At 65.2% G+C, this 23,093-nt stretch carries 15 protein-coding genes; 7 read left to right on the forward strand and 8 right to left on the reverse strand.

Going from position 1 to position 23,093, the window contains the following annotated elements:
* Window positions 1-81 precede the first annotated feature (81 nt).
* From dacB to SKP52_RS03870, 7 genes are all read right to left on the reverse strand, one after another.
* On the reverse strand, window positions 82-1,563 hold the full coding sequence (dacB, locus tag SKP52_RS03840) for a D-alanyl-D-alanine carboxypeptidase/D-alanyl-D-alanine endopeptidase (protein WP_039571960.1): 1,482 nt from the start codon (window positions 1,561-1,563) through the stop codon (window positions 82-84).
* 1 nt (window position 1,564) lies between these two features.
* Window positions 1,565-2,587, reverse strand: coding sequence for a serine hydrolase domain-containing protein (locus SKP52_RS03845; RefSeq protein ID WP_039571963.1), 1,023 nt, complete (start codon window positions 2,585-2,587; stop codon window positions 1,565-1,567).
* A complete protein-coding gene (locus tag SKP52_RS03850; protein WP_228383812.1) occupies window positions 2,584-4,092 on the reverse strand; it encodes an MFS transporter in 1,509 nt (502 codons plus the stop codon). The genes SKP52_RS03845 and SKP52_RS03850 overlap by 4 nt, the downstream gene beginning before the upstream one ends.
* Window positions 4,089-5,345: a dicarboxylate/amino acid:cation symporter gene (locus tag SKP52_RS03855; protein ID WP_039571966.1), complete on the reverse strand. Its 1,257-nt coding sequence runs from the start codon at window positions 5,343-5,345 to the stop codon at window positions 4,089-4,091. Before SKP52_RS03855 ends, SKP52_RS03850 begins: the two co-directional genes overlap by 4 nt.
* Before the next feature lie 22 nt (window positions 5,346-5,367).
* Window positions 5,368-6,360: an N-acetyl-D-Glu racemase DgcA gene (gene dgcA / locus SKP52_RS03860; RefSeq protein ID WP_039571968.1), complete on the reverse strand. Its 993-nt coding sequence runs from the start codon at window positions 6,358-6,360 to the stop codon at window positions 5,368-5,370.
* A gap of 9 nt (window positions 6,361-6,369) precedes the next feature.
* On the reverse strand, window positions 6,370-7,392 hold the full coding sequence (gene dgcN, locus SKP52_RS03865) for an N-acetyltransferase DgcN (RefSeq protein ID WP_039571970.1): 1,023 nt from the start codon (window positions 7,390-7,392) through the stop codon (window positions 6,370-6,372).
* A 95-nt stretch (window positions 7,393-7,487) separates the two neighbouring features.
* Window positions 7,488-8,372: a LysR family transcriptional regulator gene (locus SKP52_RS03870; RefSeq protein WP_039571972.1), complete on the reverse strand. Its 885-nt coding sequence runs from the start codon at window positions 8,370-8,372 to the stop codon at window positions 7,488-7,490.
* Between the two features lie 183 nt (window positions 8,373-8,555).
* Between SKP52_RS03870 and SKP52_RS03875 the strand changes: the two genes are divergently transcribed.
* Both SKP52_RS03875 and SKP52_RS03880 read left to right on the forward strand, forming a co-directional pair.
* The gene (locus SKP52_RS03875; protein ID WP_052207776.1) at window positions 8,556-10,190 is read left to right on the forward strand and encodes an N-acyl-D-amino-acid deacylase family protein; all 1,635 of its coding nucleotides are present in this window, start codon (window positions 8,556-8,558) and stop codon (window positions 10,188-10,190) included.
* A gap of 172 nt (window positions 10,191-10,362) precedes the next feature.
* Window positions 10,363-11,601: an ROK family transcriptional regulator gene (locus SKP52_RS03880; RefSeq protein WP_039571976.1), complete on the forward strand. Its 1,239-nt coding sequence runs from the start codon at window positions 10,363-10,365 to the stop codon at window positions 11,599-11,601.
* Window positions 11,602-11,605: 4 nt separating this feature from the next.
* On the opposite strand, the gene SKP52_RS03885 is transcribed toward SKP52_RS03880, so the two are convergent.
* Entirely contained in the window at window positions 11,606-12,976 is a 1,371-nt protein-coding gene (locus tag SKP52_RS03885; protein WP_228383813.1) for a sugar porter family MFS transporter, read from the reverse strand.
* Window positions 12,977-13,150: 174 nt separating this feature from the next.
* Here SKP52_RS03885 and SKP52_RS03890 point away from each other — a divergent pair, with 174 nt between their 5' ends.
* The 5 genes from SKP52_RS03890 to SKP52_RS03910 all read left to right on the forward strand — a co-directional run bounded on the left by SKP52_RS03890 (window position 13,151) and on the right by SKP52_RS03910 (window position 22,984).
* Window positions 13,151-13,978, forward strand: a complete 828-nt coding sequence (locus SKP52_RS03890; RefSeq protein ID WP_039571979.1) for a class I mannose-6-phosphate isomerase — start codon at window positions 13,151-13,153, stop codon at window positions 13,976-13,978.
* On the forward strand, window positions 13,975-15,234 hold the full coding sequence (locus SKP52_RS03895) for a sugar MFS transporter (RefSeq protein WP_039571980.1): 1,260 nt from the start codon (window positions 13,975-13,977) through the stop codon (window positions 15,232-15,234). Before SKP52_RS03890 ends, SKP52_RS03895 begins: the two co-directional genes overlap by 4 nt.
* A 39-nt stretch (window positions 15,235-15,273) precedes the next feature.
* On the forward strand, window positions 15,274-17,640 hold the full coding sequence (locus SKP52_RS03900; protein ID WP_081997194.1) for a GH92 family glycosyl hydrolase: 2,367 nt from the start codon (window positions 15,274-15,276) through the stop codon (window positions 17,638-17,640).
* 98 nt (window positions 17,641-17,738) lie between these two features.
* Complete coding sequence (locus SKP52_RS03905) at window positions 17,739-19,685, forward strand: glycoside hydrolase family 2 protein (protein WP_228383814.1); 1,947 nt, start codon at window positions 17,739-17,741, stop codon at window positions 19,683-19,685.
* Between the two features lie 296 nt (window positions 19,686-19,981).
* The gene (locus SKP52_RS03910) at window positions 19,982-22,984 is read left to right on the forward strand and encodes a TonB-dependent receptor (RefSeq protein ID WP_228383815.1); all 3,003 of its coding nucleotides are present in this window, start codon (window positions 19,982-19,984) and stop codon (window positions 22,982-22,984) included.
* The last annotated feature ends 109 nt before the right edge of the window (window positions 22,985-23,093 follow it).

Genomic DNA, 23,093 nt, shown 5'->3' on the forward strand with positions numbered 1-23,093 from the left:
GCGAAGTCGAGATGCCCCTCGGCCTTACGCTGTTCGGACTGGTGTCTCGACTTCGCTCGACACGAACAGATACGTCGCGGCCTAAAGCGCTTCGGCGATGGCGACGAGCGCGCGGTCGACCGCGGCAGTGGCCTGACTGTCGGTGCCGTCGGGCATATCGTTGGCCAGCGCCGAGAAGATCAGCGTCCGTCCGCTGCGCGTCGTCAGATAACCCGACAGCGCGCGTGAAGCGTTGAGCGACCCGGTCTTGGCGAAGAGCTTGCCCTCGAGCAGCGTGCCCTTGAAGCGGCTCGCCAATGTGCCGTCGCGCCCAGCGATCGGCAGCGTTTCGCGCCACGCCATGCTCCACGGCTGGCGCGCGATCCAGCTGAGCAGGCCCACGGCGGCGCGCGGGCTGATGCGGTTATAGCTCGACATGCCCGACCCGTCGGCAAAGTGATAGCCGGTCGCGGGCAGCCCCGCCTGTGCCATGACCTTGTACATCACCGCCTGCCCATCGGCGATCGAGCCGCTGCCCGCCTGACGCGCGACGCGGCGCAGCATCAGTTCGGTGTGGAGATTCTGGCTCTCCTTGTTGATCCGCACCATATTTGTCGCAAGCGACGGCGCGGGCAATTCGGCGAGCATGACGGGCTCGGTCGGCAGGATCGCGGCCGCACCCTTGCGCTTGGCGGGATCGTCGGCGGCGGTCAGCGGCCGGTGGCGGACCGCGATGGTGCCGTCGACGCGCACCCCGCGTGCGCGCAGCAACTCGCCAAGGCGCCACGCGGCATAATGCGCGGGATCGTCGATGCCATAACGCAGCGTCAGCGGCGCGGCGTCGGCGCCGACCGTGCCGGTCAGGCGCAGAACGCGGCTGTTCGGCATCCGGAACGCCTCGATCGCCTCGTCCTTGCCGGCGACGGTCGTGACGTGATTTTCGATGGTATAATAGCCGGGCGCCTCGACGCCCGGCGCGGCGCCGACCGCGCCCGGTGCCAGCTTTACCACCAGCTCATTGTCATCAAGCGTCAGCGCCGACGTGCCGGTGCCGTAACGCGACTGGATATTGTTCCAGCTCATCCCCGGACCCCAGCGTTCGTCGGGGAACCAGCTGTCGTCGCCGACGACGTTGCGGACGTGGCGCGTTTTCGCCGCAACCGCGTCGGCGAGCGTTTGCAAGCAAACGTTCTTGCAATCGGCGGCGCTCGACAGCAGCGCGTCGCCGCGGCCGTGCAGCACCACATCGACCGCGCCGTCAGCGTCCGTTTCGAGCCGTACGCCGGTGCCTTTTGCGGTCCGCTGGAGCAAAGGCAGTTCGGCATAGGCGATGGCGGTGGTGAACATCTTGGTGTTCGATGCCGGGATGAAGCGTTGGTCGGGGGCGATCGATACCAGCACTTCGCCGTCGAGCGTCGTGACGAGCATGCCGAAGCGCGAACCCGCAGGCCCTTCGGCCAGTTTCTGTTCGACCGTCGCCCGCAGCGAGGCGGGCGCGGGGCTCGTCTGCGCGTTCGCCGCGGTCAGCGACAGGGATAGCGCAAGCGCGGAGGCGAGGGCGAAGCGTCCAATCGAAGTCGTCATATTATATCCGTTCGTCCCATGCAGTGATGACCTGGTCGCCCACCGCGGGCCGCAGGGTCGCGATGCCGCTGTCGGCGTGGCGGGTCGGATGGACCCGGTTGGTGAGCAGTGTCCATGCAAGACCGCGCTCGAAATCGATCCAGAGGCCAGTGCCAGTGAAGCCGGTATGCCCGATGGTGTCGGCCGAACAGGCGTCGCCGCCATGCCAGCCGGCAAAGGCGCGCTCCCACCCCGCCGTGCGGTGGCGTTCGTCTGCGGTGCGCACCTCGGCCAGCATCGCGGGCGACAGCATCGACCCGTCGAGCATCGCGCGCGCAAAGCCCAGCACGCCGTCGACGGTGCCGAACAGCCCCGCATGGCCCGGTGCGCCGCCGAGCGCGAAGGCATTTTCGTCGTGCACCTCGCCCCGCATTACGCGCCCGCGCCAGCGGCAATCCTCGGTCGCGACCGCCGGGCCGGGCGGCGGGCCAAAGCCGAGGGCCGCGCCGAGCGGCCAGTCCGACAGCGGCGCGCCAGTCAGGCGCTCGATCGCGATGCCGAGCAGGATGAAATTAATGTCCGAATAAACGGGTGGCCCCTGCCGCCATTCGCGTTGCAGGACAAAGGCCCGCAGCCGCGCCGGATCGTCGCCATAGGTATAGATGGGTTCGACCGCGGGCAGGAAGCTGCGGTGCATCAGGCAGTCGCGGAAGGTCAGCCCGCGTTCGGCGGCATTCGCGACATCATATTGGCGGAGGTCGGGGATCGCGTCGGTCAGCGGCCGGTCGAGGTCGAGCCGCCCCGCTTCGGCAAGCGTCAGGATCATTGTGGTGGTCGCGATCACCTTGCTCAGCGAGGCGAGGTCGAACCAGTGGTCGCGCGTCAGGGGCTCGCGTTCGGGGACGAGCGCGGCCATTCCGGCGAAGCGCACCGCGCTCGCGCCATCGGCGCTCACCACGCCGAGCGTGGCGCCGGGGATGCGGCCGCTCTGGGCCGCTTCCAGCGCGGGCGCGAAACCTCGCTCGCAGACCGACTCGATCGTCATGGCGCCGCGCGTGCCCGGACGCGCACAATGATGGGCAGCAGGAAGATCGCGGCAAAGCTCAGTGCGCCTGAGAGCAGGAAGAAGCCGTCATAGCCGATCTCGGTCTGCATCGAGCCTGATGCGCCCGCGAGCAGGCGCGGCAGCAGGAAGGCGAAGCCCGACAGCAGCGCATATTGGGCACCGGGATATTTCGGGCTCACCAGCATCGAAAGATAGACGACGAAGACCGCGCCGGCATAGCCATTGCCGAACTGGTCGACCGCCACCGAGGTATAGAGGACAAAGGCCGAGGGCGCGCTGTGCCACAACCAGACATAGATCCAGTTGCCCGCCGCCGCCGTCACCGCGCCGATCCCGAGCGTCCAGCCGAGCGACATCCGCGTCGACAAAAAGCCGCCGAGCGCGACACCGAGCATGCTCGCGGATAGCGCGACGACGCCGTCGGCGACGCCGATCTGGTGCAGGCTGTAGCCCCTGTCGTTCCACAGCGGGTGCGACAGCGTCAGCGTGAGCACATCGCCCATGCGATAGAGCGAGACGAAGGCGAGCACCGCGAGCACTGGCGTGCCGTAGCGCCAGAACAGCTCGACATAGGGTGCGGCGAAGGTCGACATGTTCGAAAGCGCATCGGCGGGCAGGCGGCGGATGCGCGGCAGCGCGAGCGCCAGCGCCACGAAGGGGAGAAGCGCAATGGCGAGGACGATCGGGGTGACATTGGTCTTCGCCGACAGGCCCGCGCCTTGTGCGGCTGAAAGCAGCGCCCAGCCGAGCAGCGCGGTGACGAGCGCGGCGGCGAATATGACCAACAGGCTGGTGATGATTCCCGTGACCAATGCCTGCGTCCGGCCCGCGCTGGCTTCGCGTTCGGGGCGCATCGCCGCGAGGATGGGGAAGGGCAGGAAGGCGGCGAGGGCGATGACCAGATAAGCCCAGGTCCAGTCGGCCCAAGCTGCGACGAGGATCGCGCCGCTGCCCGCCGCGACCATCGCGCTGCGATAGCCCCACAGATTCGCCGCGACGATCGGAGCCTGTTCGGCCTGCGTCGGCGCGAGTTCGATGCGCCAGCCGTCGGCGGCGACCTCGAGCGTCGTTGTCCAGAAGGCGAGCAGGACCGCGAACAAGGCGGTGAGCGGCAGGCTCTTGTCGCTCGACGTAAAGGCCATCGCGATCATCGAGAGGAAGATACCGAGCTGCGACAGCATGATCCACCCGCGCCTTCTTCCCCAGAAACGCGCGAAGCCCGGCACATCGTAACGTTCGATCAGCGGCGCCCAAGCGAATTTGAACGTCGGCAGCAACGCGATCCACGCGAAGAAGCCGATGATCACGATGTCGACGCCGTGCCGCGACAGGCGCAGCGTCAGCACCGCGTTGAACATGTAAAAGGGCAATCCGGCGGAAAAGCCAAGCAGCAGGTAAAGACCGAAAAGACGTCGTGCCGATGGCTTGGCGGGCAGGTCGCCCGCCAAGACCCCCGCTACGGCCTCGGCGGCCACCGCGGTCACGCCTTTTTCTCCGGCTCGATCTTGTCCTCTGGCTCGACGGCATTTTCCCAGCGCGCGACGACGCTCGTGACCGTCAGGTTTGCACTCGCGCTCGCCACCGTGCGCGTCATGTCGAGCAATCGGTCGAAGGGTAGGACGAAGCCGACGACGAGCGCAGTCTGCTCGGGCGAAACGCCGACCGCGGAAAGCACCGCGGCGAGCATGAACAGCGACGCCGACGGGATCGGCGCGGTGCCGAAGGCAGCGAGTGCGCCGGTGAGCAGGACGATAGCCAGCATCGGCAGGTCGGGTTCGACCCCGACCGCCTGCAACGCGAAAATGCTGAGCAGGCCGACATACATCGCAGTGCCGTCCTTGCCGATGCTCGCGCCGATCGGCAGCACGGTCTTGGCGACACCGGGCGCGATGCGCAGCTCTTCAAGCGCGATGCGCAGCGCGACGGGCAGGGTGGCGGCGGACGATGCGGTCGAAAAGGCGACCGCCAGCGCATCGATAATCGTGCGATAGAAGCGCAGGACCGGCCGCCGCGCGACAAAGGCGATAAGCGGCACATGGACGAGCAATATCTGCAGGATCACCCCCGCCACAACGCCGACCGCCAGCCAGCCGATGTTGGCGAACACCGCGACGCCATTGTCGGCGACCGCCTTGGCGATCAGCGCCAGCACGCCGAAGGGGGTGATTTCCATGACGATCCGCACGAGCTGGAACAGCACCTGTCCCGCGGATTGCAGCAGATTTGCCATCGGCTGTCCCTGCTCGCCGGCAAGGATTACGCCGAAACCGAAGAGGATGGAGAAGAAGATGATCGCGAGCATGTCGCCCGCGACAAGCGCCTCGACGATATTGACGGGGACGATGCCGACCAGCTGGTCGTGCAGCGATTTGGGTTCGCCCAGCGCATGCGGGACCGCGCTGCCGAGCGCGGCGCCCTGTCCGGGTTCGAGCAGCAGGCCGACGATCATGCCGATCGACACCGCGCAGAATGTGGTCGCCGCGAACAGGCCGACCGTGCGCGCGCCGACCGACCCCAGCTTGCGCGGATCGGCGAGCGCGGTGACCCCCGACGCGATGCTGATAAAGACGATCGGCACGACGAGCATCCGGATGAGGCGGACGAACAATTCGCCAATGAAGGCAATCGCTCCGGTCGCGGCAGGCCACAGCAGTCCCAGCAGCACGCCGACGACCATCGCGCCCAATACGCGTTGCCACAGCGGCACTGCGAACCAGCCGCGAAGAAACCCTGTCATCCGTCCCCCTGTTTTGATCGTATCAAATCCCGCCCCAGAAACCGGGCTGCGGCGGCGACATGATGCCGTGCGCCGCGCTGACCCCGCCCGCGCGATCCTCTGCAAGCCAGAGCGGTCCGTCAAGGTCGACGAAGCCGCTATTCGCCGCGATGGCCCATGCCGGGGCGATCGACAGCGACGAACAGATCATGCAGCCGGTCATCACGCCGAGCCCGCGACTTCGCGCCGCCTCTGCCAGATCGAGCGCGGCGGTCAGTCCGCCCGCCTTGTCGAGCTTGATGTTCACAACGCCATAGCCATCGGGCAGGCGGTCGAGATCGGCCGCGACATGCACCGCCTCATCCGCGGCAATCGGGATAGCCGAACGGAAACCAGCAAGGTCGCCATCGGCGTCGGCGGGCAACGGCTGTTCGAGCAGGTCGATGCACAAATCGGTCATCAGACCCTGCAAGTCGCGGACCTCTTCGATCGTCCAGCTTTCATTGGGGTCGACGATCATCTTGGGTTCCGGCGCCGCGGCGCGGACGGCGTTGAGCTGGGCGGCTGGGTCGCTGCGGTCGACCTTGATCTTCAGCAGCGGCGCGTCGGCAAGCGCCGCAGCGGCCATCGCCATGCGGTCAGGCGTATCGAGGCTGACGGTCATCGCGGTGACGATCGGCCGCAGCGGCTGTTCGAGGCCGAAGGCCGCCGCAAAATTGGTGCCCGCGCGCCGCAGCTCGAGATCCCACAGGGCGCAGTCTACAGCATTGCGCGCTGCGCCCGCCGGCATCAGTTCCAGCAGTTCCCGCCACGTCGCCCCTTGCTCGATGGCCCGGCGTGCCGCTTCGATCGCGAGGATCGTGCTTTCGGCATTCTCCCCATAGCGGGGGTAAGGGACGCATTCGCCGCGCCCCACCACCCCGTCCTCTGCGATGGCGACGGTTACCACCTGCGCGGCGGTCTTGATCCCGCGCGATATGCGAAACGGCGTGTGCAGCGGCAAAATCTCGCCGGCGACGGTCAGCGTGCGGGGCATCGCCGGTCGTCAGGCGATTGCGGCGAGCAGGGGCGTATCGAGCAGCCGGTCGAGGATCGTCTCGACCCCAAAGCGATAGGGGTCGCTGGTCGGCAGTCCGAATTCGGCCTCAATGCTGGCGCAGAGCGCGCGCGCTTCATCCTCTGCCATCGTCGAGGTGTTGAGCGCGATGCCCACGACCCGCACATCGGCGTTGGTCAGCCGCGCGACGCGCAGATTGGCGTCCAGCGTTTCGGCGATGCCGGGCAGCGGATAATGCGGCAGGCCGCGCATATGCGGACGCACCGGGTCGTGGCAGAGCACGAGCGCATCGGGCTGCGCGCCGTGCAGCAGCCCCGTCGACACGCCCGCGAAGGAGGGGTGATAAAGCGAGCCTTGGCCTTCGATCAGGTCCCAGCCATCGTCGCTGCGCGCGGGCGAAACCTGTTCGATCGCGCCCGAGATGAAGTCGGCGACCACGGCGTCGAGCGGGACACCGTCGCCCGCGATCAAGATGCCCGTCTGTCCGGTGGCGCGGAAATCGGCGGCCAGCCCACGCTTCTCGAGCGCGCTGGCGAGGCACAGCGTCGTGTACATCTTGCCGACCGAGCAATCGGTGCCGACGGTCAGCAGCCTTTTGCCCGCACGCTTCTTGCCATTACCGATCGGAATGTCGGGGCGCGGGTCGCGCACGTCATGCAGCTTGCGGCCGAGCCGCGCGGCGGCTTCGACCAGACGCGGTTCGGCGTTCAGCCGGTGGTGTAGTCCGGATGCAATGTCGAGACCCGCCGCCATCGCGGCGAGCGCGTCGACGATCAAATCCTCGCCCAGCTTGCCGCCTGCATTGGCGATACCCAGCACCAATGTCCGCGCCCCGGCGGCATGCGCAGCGGCAAAATCCATGCGCGGCAGGTTCAGTGTCAGCGGGCAATTATCGTGGCGATATTCGCCGATGCTGATGTCGGGACGGAACACGGCGAGCCCGCGCGAGGTCTTGATGTCGGCGGGGTCGCTGCTGTGACCGAGGTAGAGAAGATAGGGCGTTTCGATCATGGATGCGGGAAACCTGTGAAAGGATGAGAGGCCGATATTATCGCTACCCGCCCCAACGCCCCAATATCTAGCGCCTCCTATCCTATAGCTTGATGCTATAGATCCTCGATCACCGCCGCGAGCACGGCAAGGAATTCCGACGCGGTTCGCGATGGCGGGCGGTTCTGCAGATAGACCGCGTTGATGTCGAAGGTGATGGCGGGCTGGAGCGGCCGGCTCGCGAGGCCGGGGGGCAGCGCGGCGTGCGCGGTGAAATTGTCGACGATCGCCATGCCGACGCCTGCGCCCACCAGCGCCGCCGCGACATAATAGGTGCGCGCCGACACCACCTCGTCGAGCTCGACCTCGAGCCGGCTAAGCTCGCTCGACAGCATCCGCCCGATCGGGCCGCCCTGAACCGGGCTGATGAATTTTTGCCCGCGCAACTCGTCTAGGTGCAGGCGCGGCGGCGCGCGGGGCATGTCCTCTTCGCGATAGATGACCACCAGCTCGCCTTCGCCGATCACCTGATGTGCGACGGGCGCCGACAGCGGCACTTCGAAACTGATCGCGATGTCGGTTTCATGCTCGTAAAGTTTGCGCACCATTTCGTCGTGATGCAGCGTCTGGAGATCGAACATGATGTCCGCATGATCACCCATGAAGCGCGACACCGCCTCGGGGATCGCACCAAGGCCCAGCGACGGCAGCGCCGAAATGCGGAGCAGCCCGCCGCGCCCGTGGCGCAAATTCTGGCACGCCTGGCGCAGCGAACGCACCCGGTCCTGAATATCGGACACTTCGGCGAACAATGTGTGGGCGTCCTGCGTCGGGATCAGCCGCCCCTTCGACCGTTCGAACAGGGTCAGGCCGATCGAGCGTTCGGCATGGCGGAGCACCTTGGTCACCGACGGTTGCGACACGTTGAGCGACCGCGCGGCGGCGCTGACGGTGCCGTGCAGGAACACCGCGTGAAATATCTCGATCTGGCGCAGGTTCATCCGGTTACGATCCCAAAGTTACGACCCGGGGTATTAGATTACCGCTTGTTTTGGCCGAATAATGTTAAGGCTGCCATCTCTATGCCATCGGGTTATAGGGGGTGCAACAACGCTGTCTGGACGGCGAACGCCTGTTCGAGACATCCTTGTCGCCGATCAAAGCCCTATGGAAGGATCCCTCCGATGCCTCAGCCGCTTGCCCCGCTTTCGGTTCGTCGGACGATCGGTTCGTTTTCGCTGGCCGCGGCGCTGCTGTGCGTGGCGGGCGCGTCCGCGAAGACGGACGAGGCCGTTGATGTGATCATCCGGGGCGGCACCATCTATGACGGCGGCGAGGGCAAGCCCTTTGTCGGCGATGTTGCGATCCGGGGCGACCGGATCGTCTATGTCGGCAAATCCGGCCGCCATAAGGCGGGCAAGGTCATCGACGCGAAAGGGATGATCGTCGCGCCGGGCTTCATCGATCCGCACACGCATGCCGACAGCTTTATCCGCTCGCCCGACAAGGCGGTGCGCGTCAATGCCGCGTGGCTGCGTCAGGGCGCGACCACGGTGATGATCGGGGTCGACGGGTCGGGCACGCCCGATGTCGCCGAGGATGCCGGCAAGCTGGCGGCGTCGGGGATCGGCACCAATATCGTCCCGTTCGTCGGTTTCGGTCCGGTTCGCCAGCGCGCGCTCGGTCAGGACGCGCGTGCACCGAATGACGCGGAACTCAATGCGATGAAGGGGTTGGTCGCGAAGGGCATGTGCGAAGGTGCGGTGGGCCTGTCCACCGGACTTTTCTATGCGCCGCAAAGTTTTGCCACGACGGGCGAAGTTGTAGCGGTGGCGCGCGAAGCCGCAATCCGCGGCGGCATCTACGACACCCACCAGCGCGACGAATCAAGTTACAGCATCGGCCTGCTCGGGTCGGTGAAGGAAGCGATCGAGATTGGGCGTGAGGCAGGAATGCCGGTCCATTTCGCGCATCTGAAGGCGCTTGGCGTCGATGTCCACGGGCAGGCCGGGGCGGTGATCGCCGCGATCGATGCGGCGCGCAAGGCGGGCGTCGATGTGACCGCCGACCAATATCCCTGGCTGGCGTCGGGGTCGAGCCTCGACGCGTCGCTGCTGCCGCGCTGGGCGGTCGATGGTGGCGGACCGGCGTTGCTCAAACGGCTCGACGATCCCGCCACGCTGGCGCGGATCCGGGCCGAGATGCAGGAAAATCTTCGTCGACGCGGCGGGGCCAGCGCGCTGCTCCTGATCGCGCAGGGCTTTCCCTGGACCGGAAAGACGCTGGCGCAGGTCGCGGACGAGTGGAAGCTGGACAGCCGCGATGCGGCGCTGCGTATCATCAGGAAAAGCATCGAGGAAAAGGATCCGGAACGGGGCGGTGGCACTGCGGTCGCATCGTTCAACATGGCGCAGGCCGACGTCGACCTGCTAATGAAACAGCCGTGGATGGTGACATCGTCGGACGGATCGGACGGCCACCCGCGCATGTTCGCGACCTTCCCCGAAAAATATGTTCGCTATGTTCGCGAGCGGAAGGTCATCGACCTCAGGGCCTTCATCCGCCAGTCGACGGGGCGCACCGCCGACATCTACAAGCTCGACCGGCGCGGCTATCTGCGTCCCGGTTATTTCGCAGATATACTCGTCTTCGACCCCGACCGCTATGCCCCGCGCGCCGATTATGTGCGTCCGCGCGAGCTCAGCGTCGGTGTCCGGAAGCTGTTCGTCAACGGCGTCTTGGCGGTCGACGACGGACGGACGACGGGCGCTGCCGCAGGCCGCACCCTGCTCCGATCCCGCCCGTCTGGCTGCTCGTAACCGGACCCGCCTTTCGACCTGATCGCTGCACCTTTGCGGCGCCCGCCATTGACAGGGCGGCACCGCTCGGCTTTATCTAAAATCGAATTATTAAAGCGCCTATGCTTTATGAATCGAGTCTGTTTGGCGGGGGGCGCCGGGCATTCGGATAAGCTTGAAGGATAATCCAGCGATGACGCTTAACCTTCCGGGCCTTGACCGGCGGCAATCGACGAAAAATGGTCCCGAAGCGCGCGATGCCCGGCTGACGCTCAGTCTTTCGGGCACCAATCTCGAGCGCGCGGGCGATTATAACCAGCGCATCGTGCTGCAGGCCATTCGCCTGACCGAGGAGACGACGCGGAGCGACCTTGCGCGCGTCACCGGGCTGACGCCGCCGACGATCGTCAACATCACCAAGCGGCTGATCGATATGGGTCTCGTCAAGCCGGCGGGGCGGTTGCAGGGCAAGCGCGGCCAACCGGCGATGCGGATCGTGATCAACCCCGACGGCGCCTTTTCGATCGGGCTCAACATCGACCGCGATCATATCACGCTGGTGACGCTCGATCTCGCGGGCAAGATCCGCAGCCGCCACACGCGCGAAATTGCTTTCGCGCTGCCCGGAACGGTGGTCGATCATGTCCGCGACATCCTGCCCGGACTGCTCGAAGAGGGCGGCGTCGACCGGGCGCGCATCCTTGGCGTCGGCGTCGCGTTGCCCGACGATCTCGGGCGAATTTCACTGCCGCATCGGCCGACCGAATATGATGCGTGGGATGACATCGATCTGGGCGCGCTGCTCGGCGAGGTGCTCCCCTGGCCGCTGCATGCCGACAATGACGCCGCATCGGCGGCACTCGGCGAGGTGCATCTGGGCAACGGCATCTTACTCTCCAGCTTTTTCTACCTGTTGATCAGTGCGGGTCTGGGTGGAGGCCTCGTGATCGACCGCAGCTATGTGCGCGGCGCCGATTCGCGCTCGGGCGAGATCTGGGCGATGCCCGATCCCGATCGCGAGGGGGCGAATGTGCAGGACACGGTTTCGCTATCGGCGCTCTACGCGCGGCTGGAAGCGGCGGGGCATCGGGTCGACCGGCCCGAGGCGCTGCTCGACGGATCGGCTGAGAAGCAGGCCGTGGTGGTCAAATGGCTCGACGATGCCGCCGACGTGCTCGTCCAACCGCTGATCGCGGTCAATTGCCTGATCAATCCCTCCGCGATCCTGATCGGCGGGCGGCTGCCGGGCCAGTTGGCGGACGCGCTCGTCGAGCGGCTCAATGGTCGGATGGCGGGGCGCAAGCTTCCGGTGCTGGCACCGGTGCGGCGCGCCGAGGCGGCCGACGATGCGTCGGCAATCGGCGCCGCAATCATCCCGTTCCTCGACCATGTCCTGCCGTCCGAATCGATCCTGATGCAGGCGGGTCGCTGACGCTTCACTCGATCCGCTGTGCCATCTCGTCGAGATCGACGCCGCGCGTTTCGGGGAAGATCGCCGCGACGACGATGAACTGGACGACCATTGCGGCGGCGAAAATCGCGAATGGCGCGCCGGGCGACCACGCCACCAAGATGGGGAAGATACCGGCGATCAGCGCATTCATCAGCCAATGCGTGCTGGCGCCCAGCGCGCTGCCGCGCGCGCGGACCGGTGTTGGGAAGATTTCCGAGATATAGACCCAGATGACCGCGCCCTGGCTCGTCGCGAAAAAGGCGATGAAGCCGATGAGCGCGGGCAGCATCAGGCCGTTGCCGAGCGCGCCGTAGAGGACCCCCGCCGCGGCGGCGAGGCACAAGGTCATGCCCGCGGCGCCCGCCAGCAGCAGCGTCTTGCGCCCGATCCGGTCGATCAGCGCCATGCCGACGAGCGTGAACACCAGATTGGCGATGCCGATCAGCACCGCCTGACGGTCGGGCGACAGCGAGCCGGCGCGGGCGAAGATGTCGTTGAGATAATAGAGCACGGCGTTGATGCCAGCGAGCTGGTTGAACATCGCGACGAGGATCGCCAGCGTCATCGGGCGGCGATGGCGGCGCCATGACAGTTTCTCGCCCGGCGGATCGCGCTCGAGCGCTTGTTCGACACGGCGGAGTTCGGCTTCGGCTGCGCCGGGGGGCGTGCCGATGCGTGCGAGGGCGATGCTCGCTTCGGCCCGGCGGCCCTTTGCGATGAGCCAGCGCGGGCTGTTGGGGATCGCGAACAGCAGGATGAAGAAAAGCAGGGCAGGGGCGGCGGTTATGCCCAGCTTCCACCGCCAGGCGATATCTCCGCCGACCAGCCCCGCGATCGTCGCATTGCTCAGATAGGCGACGAGGATGCCGGTGACGATCATCAGCTGGAACAGGCCGACGAGGAAGCCGCGATGCCTCGGCGGTGCGATCTCGGTGATATAGACGGGGGCGAGCACCGACGAGCCGCCGATTGCGAGTCCGCACAGGAAGCGGAAGAGGAGGAACAGCGGCCAGCTCGGCGCCAGTGCGCAGCCAAGCCCCGCAATAAAGTAAAAGGCGGCGAGCATCCGCAGGCTGTCGCGGCTGCCGAAGCTATCGCCGGGCTTCCCCGCAAACAGCGCGCCGACGAGGGTGCCCCAAAGCGCCGCCGAGACGGTGATGCCGAGCGTTTCGGGAGTCAGCGAGAAGAGGCTGGTGAGGTCGCCGGTGACGCCCGCGATCACCGCGGTGTCGAAACCGAAGAGGAGACCCGCAAGGGCGGCCGTCCCGATCGCAGCGGCCAAGGTGCCGCGACCTCCGATGCGCTGCGATATGTTCGAACCTGAATAGGCGTCGCGGCCCTGCTGCCCTGTCATCCACTCTCTCCAACGGCGAGCGTCAGCGCCCGTCCTGATTGCCCATCAACATGCCACAAAGGCGATTCCGATCAAATAAATTAATTTTCATTATTATCTTGACGGCGAGCGGTCTGCCGGGGCAGTTTTCGTGGACCAGACCCGGAACGGTGGCTGGATAACAGGGAGAGGTTCGTGCCGGCGACATTGGTTGCGACCCATCGCGTGGAAAAGCCCTGGGGGCGCCACCAGCTATGGGGGCCGTTTCGCAACGCGCCCACAGGCAGCGAACCCGTCGGCGAAATCTGGTTTCAGGCGCCCGGCGACAGCACGCCCGATCTGTTGATCAAATATCTCTTCACCAGCGAAAAACTGTCGGTGCAGGTCCATCCTGACGACGAACAGGCGCATGCGCGCGGCCTGCCGCGCGGCAAGGACGAATGCTGGCTGATTCTCGACGCCGAACCCGGTTCGGTCATCGCGCTCGGTACAAAGGCTCCCGTCGACCCAGCGGTATTGCGCGACGCCGCGCTCGACGGCAGCATCGAGCAATTGCTCGACTGGAAGCCAGTCAAGGCGGGCGATTTCTTCTACGTCCCGTCGGGCACGGTGCATGCGATCGGCGCCGGTCTGACGCTGATCGAGGTGCAACAGAACAGCGAGACGACCTATCGCCTCTATGATTATGGTCGCCCGCGCGAGCTGCATCTGGAAGACGGCATCGCGGTGTCCGATCCGCAGCCCTATGCTGCCTATCCGTCTCCGGGTCGCATCGCCGACGATCGGACGATCCTCGTCGACGGGCCGAAATTCGTGCTCGAACGGCTGGCGGGCGGCGCGCGCACGATCGCGCTGCCGGGTGGCGTCACCGCATGGCTGATCCCGGTTTCGGGCAAGGGGGCCGTCGATGGCGTCGCTTTCGCGGCGGGTGAATGCGTCGCGCTCAGGGGCTCGGTTCGGATCGATGCCGATGCGGAGGCCGACCTGTTGCTCGCCTATCCGGGTGCGGAGCGATTGGCATGACCGCCGGCCGATCGGGCACTGCCTGGACCTTCGCCTATGTCACGATGCTCTTTTTCGTCTGGGGCGCGGTTACGGCGGTCAACGATATATTGATCCCGGCGGTGAAGGCGATCTTCGCGCTCAGCGACACCGAAAGCTTCCTCACCCAATTCGCATTTTTCATGGCCTATGGCGTCGTCTCGCTGCCCGCCGCGGCGCTTATGGGACGGCTCGGCGCGGCGAATTCGATCATCGTCGCGCTCGCCACGATGATCGTCGGCTGCCTGATCATGCCGTTCGCGACCATCGTGCGCGAATATGCGATCGTGCTCGTAGGCCTGTTCGTGATCGCCTCGGGGATTACGCTGCTGCAGGTCGCCGCGAATCCGCTGTCGGCGTCGCTTGGCCGGCCCGAACGCTCGCATTTCCGGCTGGTGCTCAGTCAGGCGTTCAATTCGCTCGGCACCGTTATCGCGCCCTATCTCGCGGCGCGGACCCTGCTGCAGGGCGGGCTGTTCGAAGCGGGGCCGGTGACCGAGGCGAAAATCGCCTATTCGCTCGGCCGGATCGACGTCGCTTATGTCTTCATCGCGGCGGTGATCGCGGTGCTCGCCGTCTTCCTCTACCGCGTCCGCCACGAGATCACCGCGGCCGCGCCGTCGGCTGAAAAGAGCGCCGGGGTCGCGAGTGCCTTCACCTCGCCCTGGGCGCTCGCCGGCGCGCTTGCGATCTTCCTCTATGTCGGCGCCGAGGTCGCGATTGGCAGCGCGATGGTCAATTTCCTCGAACAGCCCGATGTGTTCGCGATCAGCGCGGTACAGGCGGGCAGCCTTGTCAGCCTCTACTGGCTCGGCGCGATGATCGGCCGCTTTGTCGGCTCGGGCCTCCTCTACAAACTGCCCGCAGGACCGTTGCTCGCGGTGGCGGCGTTCGCCGCGGCACTGCTTTGCCTCACGATCAGCCAGATCAGCGGGCCCGCGGCGGGCGTGCTCGCCATCTCGGTAGGGCTGTTCAACTCGATCATGTTCCCGGTGATTTTCTCGCTGACGATCGAGCGGTCGACCGCGCCCGCGTCGGCGACCTCGGGGCTACTCTGCATGGCGATCGTCGGCGGTGCCCTGGTGCCGCTCGTCTTCGCGCAGGTCGCCGATGCCAGCGGCAGCCGCTTCCTCGCCTTTCTGGTGCCGATGGCCTGTTACCTCGTCATCGCATTGTTCGGCTGGCGCGCGGCGCGCGCGCCCGCGCGCGCCAAAGTCTTCGCAAATTCGCTGCACTGACCACGCAGAAAACAAAATATTCAGGGGAAGAGGGTCGCAATGGGTATCGACAGGAATTTGAACCGCGGGTGGAAATTGGGCGCCATTCTGGCGTCGTCGGCGGCGATATTGCCGCTCATGGTCGCCTTCTCGCCGGCGGCGGCGCGGCCCAAAGTCGGCCAGTCGCCGGTCGAACTCGCCGATCCGCTCGTCGGCACCGCGCCGCTCGACGATCCCGCGGTGATCGGCAACGCGCCGCCGCCGGGCGAGCCCGTCTATTCGGGGCAAACCTCGCCGGGCGCGCGCCTGCCGCACGGCTCGGTCGAGGCGGCGCCGGTGAACAATAATATCGAGCTTCTCTATCCGAACGGCGTCCCCGTTCCCTATTATTACACCAACCCGACGATGATCGGTTTCACCGGTGGCGGCGGCTCAACCTATGGCGGCGGCGCCGAACCTTTCATCATGCCCGTGGTCGGCGATTGGTCGCCGCCGCCCGCCTATAGCCAGTCATACTATGACAAGTCGCGCGAAAAGGCGTCGCCGGGCTATTATTCGGTCTATCTCGACAGCTTCCGCACCCAGGCCGAACTGACCGCGACGCGCTGGGCGAGCGTGATGCGCTTCACCTTCCCCGAAAGCCAGCGGTCGAACATCATCGTCAATCTGCCGCGCCACGGCGGCTCGGTCGAGGTGGTCGGCGACCGCATCGTGCGGGGGGTGTCGAACGACAAGGACAGCGCCGACGGTGGCTATTTCGTCGCCGAATTTTCGAAGCCCTTTGCCGCGCTCGGCACCTTCCGCAAATCGCCCGGCGACAATGAAGGCTGGGGCATCGGCACCAGCGACGTGAAACCCGGCGGGCGCGAGATGACGGGCAGCTATGCCGGCAGCTATGTGACCTTCAATACCAAGGCCGGCGAACAGGTGCTGGTGAAGATGGCGCACGGCACCAGCTATGAGCAGGCCGCGCAGCGGCTCGCCGCCGAAGTGCCGGGATGGGATTTCGACGGCGTTCGTCAGGCCGCGCAGGGCACCTGGGCGCAACTGCTGAACCGCGTCCGCGTGACGGGCGGCACGGACAAGCAGCGCAAGCTCTTCTACTCGACCCTCTTCCAGTCCTTCGCTTCGCCGCGGCTGATCGCGCAGAAGGGCAAGAAGTTCGCCGACACCAACGGCAAGGTCCAGACCGCGACGCACGACCGTTACGGCCCGGTCCCCTTCTGGGACACGGGGCGCAACCAGATCGTGCTGCTCGAACTGATGGAGCCCGAGGCAGTCCAGAACATCATGGCCTCCGAACTCGCGATGGCGCGCGAGAAAGGCTATATGAACACCTCGTTCCACGGCGACAATGCGGTGTTTCTGTTCCTCGGCGCGTGGGAGCGCGGCATCGAATTCGATTATGAAGCAGCCTATGAATATCTGCGCAAGAATGCGACCGACCCGAAGGGGCCGCGTGGATATCTTGCCGAATATATGAAGCAGGGCTGGATTTCGGACATCGTGCCCGACCATAACCCCAGCCCGCCCTATGCCGGCGGCAAGGCGGGCGCGGACAAGACGCTCGAATATGCGTGGGACGATTATGCGCTCGCGCTCTATGCGAAGAAGCTCGGCAAGGACACCGACTACCGGATGTTCCTGAAACGCGCGGGCAATTATGTCCATGTCTTCGACAAATCGATCGGCTTCATGCGCGGGCGCACCGCCGACGGCAAATGGATCGCGCCCTTCGATCCGCAGGAGCCCTATTATAATTTCATGATGAAGGAGGCGTCGGGCTGGTCGACCCTGTGGCTCGTCCCGCACGATGTGCAAGGACTGATCGGCCTACTCGGGGGCCGCGATGCGTTCAATGCCAAGCTCGACGAATTTTTCACCAAGCCCTATAATCCGACGGGCATCTGCCGCGACTGCACCGGCGTGATCGGCCAATATGTCCACGGCAACCAGCCCGACCAGCAGGCGCCCTATTATTACAACTGGAGCGGCCAGCCGTGGAAGACGCAGGCGCTGGTGCGCCAGATCCTCGAGAGGACCTATGGCAGCGATGCGTCGGGCTATGGCTATCCGGGGATGGACGATCAGGGCGCGACCTCGTCCTGGTACGCGCTTTCGGCGCTCGGCTTCTATCCGGTCGATCCGTCGAGCCAGGATTATATCATCGGCAGCCCGCTGTTCGACGACGCCAGCCTCGACATGGGCAACGGCAAGACGCTGCGGATCGTCGCGAAGAATAATTCGGACACGAACGTCTATATCCAGTCGGCGACGCTGAACGGCAAACCGTGGAACAAGCCATGGTTCCGCCACGACGACGTCAAGGACGGCGCGACCTTCGTCTTCACAATGGGTGCAAAGCCGAACAAGGCGTGGGGCGCCGCGCCCGCCGCCGCGCCGCCGTCGATGTCGCGAAAGCCTTAGCCAGCCCCTCGCCCCCGCGCCCCCCGCGGGGGCGCGAGCCCAGGACCCGCCATCCCCCCTCTGGGTCCTGGGCTCTCCCATTCAAAAGGACAGACACCATGCGCAGCCTCTTGATCACCGCATCGCTTCTCGCCCTCGCGCCCGCCGCGGCGCACGCGCAGACCGCGCCGTCTGTCAAAGACGCCGTCTATACCGGCGACCTGATGACGCGCTGGGGCAAGGAGGTGACGCCCGAAAACGCTTGGCGCCTCTATCCGCGTCCGCAGATGGTGCGCGAACGCTGGGTCAACCTCAACGGCCTGTGGGACTATGCGATCGCGCCCAAGGCGGCCGAGCGGCCGGCGGCGATGGACCGCAAAATCCTCGTGCCGTTCCCGGTCGAATCGAAGCTCTCGCGCGTCGCGCGCAAGGTGACGCCCGACGACCGAATTTGGTATCGCCGCAGCTTCACCGTTCCCGCCGACTGGCGCGGCCAGAATGTCATGCTCAATTTCGGCGCGGTCGATTATGAGGCGACGGTGCGCGTCAACGGATCGGTCGTCGGCTCGCACAAGGGCGGCTTCGACGCCTTTGGCTTCGACATCACGCCCTATCTCAAGGCGGGCGAAAATGAGTTGATCGTCGAGGTCACCGACCCGACGAGCGCGGGGACGCAGCCGCGCGGCAAGCAGATCCTCGCCCCCGCGGGCATCTGGTACACCGCGGTCAGCGGCATCTGGCAGACGGTGTGGCTCGAACCGTTACCCAAGCTCCATATCGCCGAGGTGCGCGCCACCCCCGATATCGATCGCGGCACCGTCGATGTCGCGGTGGCGCTCAGCGGCTGGGCCAATGATACCGACGCGGTACGCCTGACCGCGAGCGCGGGCGGCAAGCCGATCGCCTCGACGATTATCCGCGCCAACCGGCAGGCGACGCTCGCTATCCCGAACGCGCACCTCTGGTCGCCCGACGACCCCCATCTCTATGACCTCAAGGCCGAACTGGTGACGATCGCCGATCCCTATGCGGGCGAGGCCGAGCGCGACCGCAAGGCCTATGACTCGCGCTTCACCGACCACGAAAGCCGCGTCTATGCGAAGGCGCAGGTTCAGGGCGCGCCGCGCGACAGCGTCGCCGCCTATTTCGCGATGCGCAAGGTGTCGATCGGCCCCGGCCGCGTCGCGGGGCAACCCGCGATCCTGCTCAACAACAAGCCGCTCTTCCAGCACGGCACGCTCGATCAGGGCTGGTGGCCCGACGGGCTCTACACGCCGCCGTCGGAAGAGGCGATGAAGAGCGACATCGTCTTCTTGAAGAAGGCGGGGTTCAACATGCTGCGCAAGCATATCAAGGTCGAACCCGCGCGCTATTATCACGACGCCGACCGGCTCGGCATGCTGATCTGGCAGGATATGCCCTCGGGCGGCGGCGAAGATCAATATCTCGCCGGCACCAGCCAGTATCAGGCGATCTTCCCGTCGGAAACGCTCGCCGAGCAGCAGAAACAATTGTCCGAAATGGTCGGCGAGCTGCGCGCCTTTCCGTCGATCGTCACCTGGGTCGTCAATAACGAGGGGTGGGGCCAATATGATTCGGCGACGCTTGCTCGCTTCGTGAAGGGGCTCGATCCCTCGCGGCTGGTCAATGCCAATTCGGGCTGGGTCGACGTCGCGCCGGGCGTATCGGAAATGCTCGACATCCACACCTATGAAGATGTGCCGAGGACGCCGCCGCTCCAGACGAACCGCGCGTTGGTGCTTGGCGAATATGGCGGGGTGGGTTTCCCGGTGCCGGGGCATATCTGGAAACCGGGCAAGGACAATTGGAGCTATCAGGTCGCCAAGGACGAGAAGGAATATCTCGTCCGCTTCCGTCGGAAGATGGAAGGCGTCATCCGGCAGGCAAAGGAGAATGGGCTCAGTGCCTCGGTCTACACCCAGACGACCGACGTCGAGGACGAGATCAACGGCCTTTTGACCTATGACCGCGCGGTGCCGAAGGCGTCGGCGGAGGCGTTGGCAGAGATTGCTGCGCCGCTGTGGAACCCCCCGGCTCCGGACTGACCGGCCCCGAGCGGAAATATGGCAGCACCTGCCGTCCCCGGAATCGGGGAGGGCGGGTGCGCTGGTCCGTGGCTACGAGTCAATTTCGACGGAAAACTGAGAAAAATTGGCTCTTCGTGACGGGTCTGTAACGATTCATCGCGTCCCGCCACCGGCTCGAAAAAATTATTTTGACAAATTGTTTTTTATATTCTGATAGAGGCTCAACGGGTCGGAGTGATCCGCTGCTCGGCGACTCCAAAGGCGCCGAATAACGAGTGGGGGCGAACAGCCCCTCGAACAGGGAGGTCGATGTGATGAAGGCAGGTCAAATCCATTCAGCGAAGGCGACGCGGCGCGAGCGGCTGGTGCGCGAACTGATGCTGGGCGCGGGCGCGCTCGTTGCGTTGGGCAGCGCCGGACAGGCTTATGCGCAGGCAGCACCCGCAGCGCAGCCGCAGGCGGACGATACGGCCGAAGCGCCGGGCGACGCGATCGTCGTCACCGGCTATCGCAAATCGATCGAGCAGAGCCTCGAGCAGAAGCGCGAAGCGAATGCGCTGGTCGAAGTCATCACCGCCGAGGACATCGGCAAATTCCCCGACAAGAACGTCGCCGACGCGCTGCAGCGCGTCCCCGGCGTGATCATCACGCGTGACGGCGGCGAAGGCAGCCGCGTCAGCATTCGCGGTCTCCAGTCGGACCTGACCCTCACCCTGCTCAACGGCAATTTCATCGCAGGTGCCGACAGCGGCGATCCGTCGCGTTCGTTCAACTATGTGTTGCTGCCGTCGAACTTCATCGGCAGCACCGAAGTCTATAAATCGGCGGAGGCGCGGCTCGAAGAGGGCGGCGTCGGCGGCACAGTTATCCTGAACACCCGCCGTCCGTTCGACCTGCCGGCCTGGTCGGGCTTCGTCTCGGCCGAGGGCACTTATTCGGACACAACCAAGAAATTCGACCCGCAGATTGCCGGCCAGATTTCGTGGAAAGACCCCGAAGAGCGGCTCGGCTTCCTGGTCGGCGTGACCTATCAGGAACGCGCGAACCGCGAACTGCGCGGCTCGACCGAAACCTGGCGTTGGTGGAGCGACCGCGACGCCAACGGCGACATCATCACCCCCGCAACCGACGTCAACGGCAATCCGTTCGAGAATGACGACGCAATTTCCTATTGGCCGGGCGAGGGCGTGACGGGGCAGGACGGCAAGCATTATTCGGGTTATTGGGCGCCGCAGTCGGTCAACGCCGAAATTTTTTCGCAGCAGCGCAAGCGGCTCGGCATCCAGGCGACGGCGCAGATGCGCCCGGTCGAAAACCTGACCGTTACCGCGAACTATTTCCGCTTCGATTACAAGAGCAGCTTCCAGAGCAACGTGCTGAAGATTCCCGAATGGGGCTATGGAAATTTCTTCACAGCGCCGACTTTCGACGAGAGCGGGACGATCTTCCAGTCGGCGAATTTCCAGGTGCCGCCCGCGGGAACCGGATGCTTGGTAGTGCCGGACCGGCCGCCGTGCACGATGGAAACGCCGCAGATCGCGGGGACGTACAGCCGCGAAAAGCAGGTTTCGGACACGTTCGAGACCGAGGTGGCCTGGAATCAGGACAATTTCGACGCGGTGCTGAAATTCGGGAAGACGAAGGCTACCGGCGGTCCGTCGATGCGCTTCGGCGTCGCCGTGAAGCCGCGCCTGACGATTACCGGGCAGGAGCAGAACGGCAATTTCCTGAGCGAATGGGATTTCACCGGCGGCAACCTCAATATGGAATTCTCGCCCGAGCTGCAGGAAAATATCAAGAACGGCATCGCGCAGATCGACGTCGGCTCGACCGGCTCGGGCTTCACCAACAGCGCGATCTCGCAGCGTTATGCGCAGCTCGATCTCGTCCGCCGCTTCGACAGTTTTTTGAGCGCGTTTCGCGTCGGCGGAAAGTGGCGTGAAATGAGCATCCACCGCGAAACTGGCCGCAACGAATGGTACGCCGATCCGGCAACGAAGCTGCGCTATCAGGACACGCCCGCCGGCGCGGTCGCGCGCCCCGAATATTTCTATGACAAGCCGATCGGCAACATCGCCGGCGGGTTCAACGCGAGCGCGTTCCCCGGCATCAACTTCAGAAATTATCTCGATTATATCAACGACACCTATGGCCCGTCGGTGCGCGTGCCCGAACCGAACAACACCTATAATCTGAAGGAGAAGGTGTTCGCCGGCTATGTGCAGGCCGATTTCGAAGCCGGTCCGCTCCGCGGCAACATCGGCGTGCGCGTTGCGCACACCAAGCAGTCCGGTTTGACCTCGGACCGCCTGCAATTCCTGAACGATTATTGCGTCGACGGCCCGGGCGGCCCGTTCGATCCGAACGTGCCGGTCGGCTCCGACGGCAACTGTCAGGTGAGGCCGCTCGACGAGCGCGAGGTGATCGTCAACACCCAGGTCGATCAGTCGAAGAGCTACACCGACTGGCTGCCCAGCCTGAACGTCGCCTATGAGGTTACTCCCGATATCGTCGTTCGCGGCGCCGTCGCCAAGGTGATCGCGCGTCCGTCGTTCAACGATCTGGGGTCGCAGCGTTCGCTGACCTATCGTTCGGCGGAATATGCCTTCGATCGCGGCCAGTTCGGCGAGTTCGAGGGCTGGTCGGGCAGCGGCGGCAACGCCGACCTCCAGCCCTTTTCGGCGTGGCAGTATGACCTTGGTGTCGAATGGTATTTCAAGCGTGGGTCGGTGCTCGGTGTTGGCGTTTTCCGCAAGGACGTGTCGGACTTCGTCGTCCCGCTGGTGCTCGACGTGACGCGCGAAGTGAACGGCGAACAGGTGCTGATCCAGCCCTATTCGACCGTCGCCAACGGCTCGAACGCCAAGTCGCAGGGTGTCGAAGTCTATGCCCAGCACACGCTGGACTTCGGCCTCGGCGCACAGGTGAACTTCACCTACAACGACACCTCGGTCGCCGAGATCACGCTCGATGGCGAGGCGGTCGGGAAGTCGGCGCTGGTCGGCAGCGCCAAGACGCAGGTCAATGCGTCGGTCTTCTACGAAACCGACAAATTCCTCGTCCGCGCATCGTACAATCGCCGCGGCGAAGTCGTCGGCGGGCTCCAGTCGGGCCTCAACGTCTACACCGACCCCTATGAACAGGTCGACATCAATGCCTCGTACGAGCTGATGGACGGGCTGATGCTCACCGCTTCGGTCATCAACCTGACCAAGTCGGAAGAGCGCCAGCACCTTGGTAACGACACCAAGGACCGCTTCGTCCGCAGCAATTACTTCGGTCGCCGCGCTTATGTTGGTGTTTCGTACAAGTTCTGATGGGGCCCATACCCCAGCTCTCCCCCTCGGGTGGCTCCGCAAGGAGTCACCCGTCTCTTTCCAGAAGAGCTGGTATGATTATTATGACAGATAAAATGGGGAGCGGCGC

The organism is Sphingopyxis fribergensis, assembly GCF_000803645.1.
GTDB classification, from domain to species: domain Bacteria; phylum Pseudomonadota; class Alphaproteobacteria; order Sphingomonadales; family Sphingomonadaceae; genus Sphingopyxis; species Sphingopyxis fribergensis.

What these genes read in the sequence shown, in the direction of transcription:
- dgcN (WP_039571970.1), bottom strand. Translation starts at nt 7,392, where the DNA reads ATGATCGAAACGCCCTATCTTCTCTACCTCGGTCACAGCAGCGACCCC.
- dgcA (WP_039571968.1), bottom strand. Translation starts at nt 6,360, where the DNA reads ATGCCCCGCACGCTGACCGTCGCCGGCGAGATTTTGCCGCTGCACACG.
- SKP52_RS03910 (WP_228383815.1), top strand. Translation starts at nt 19,982, where the DNA reads ATGAAGGCAGGTCAAATCCATTCAGCGAAGGCGACGCGGCGCGAGCGG.
- SKP52_RS03845 (WP_039571963.1), bottom strand. Translation starts at nt 2,587, where the DNA reads ATGACGATCGAGTCGGTCTGCGAGCGAGGTTTCGCGCCCGCGCTGGAA.
- SKP52_RS03895 (WP_039571980.1), top strand. Translation starts at nt 13,975, where the DNA reads ATGACCGCCGGCCGATCGGGCACTGCCTGGACCTTCGCCTATGTCACG.
- dacB (WP_039571960.1), bottom strand. Translation starts at nt 1,563, where the DNA reads ATGACGACTTCGATTGGACGCTTCGCCCTCGCCTCCGCGCTTGCGCTA.
- SKP52_RS03880 (WP_039571976.1), top strand. Translation starts at nt 10,363, where the DNA reads ATGACGCTTAACCTTCCGGGCCTTGACCGGCGGCAATCGACGAAAAAT.
- SKP52_RS03900 (WP_081997194.1), top strand. Translation starts at nt 15,274, where the DNA reads ATGGGTATCGACAGGAATTTGAACCGCGGGTGGAAATTGGGCGCCATT.
- SKP52_RS03870 (WP_039571972.1), bottom strand. Translation starts at nt 8,372, where the DNA reads ATGAACCTGCGCCAGATCGAGATATTTCACGCGGTGTTCCTGCACGGC.
- SKP52_RS03885 (WP_228383813.1), bottom strand. Translation starts at nt 12,976, where the DNA reads ATGACAGGGCAGCAGGGCCGCGACGCCTATTCAGGTTCGAACATATCG.
- SKP52_RS03905 (WP_228383814.1), top strand. Translation starts at nt 17,739, where the DNA reads ATGCGCAGCCTCTTGATCACCGCATCGCTTCTCGCCCTCGCGCCCGCC.
- SKP52_RS03855 (WP_039571966.1), bottom strand. Translation starts at nt 5,345, where the DNA reads ATGACAGGGTTTCTTCGCGGCTGGTTCGCAGTGCCGCTGTGGCAACGC.
- SKP52_RS03875 (WP_052207776.1), top strand. Translation starts at nt 8,556, where the DNA reads ATGCCTCAGCCGCTTGCCCCGCTTTCGGTTCGTCGGACGATCGGTTCG.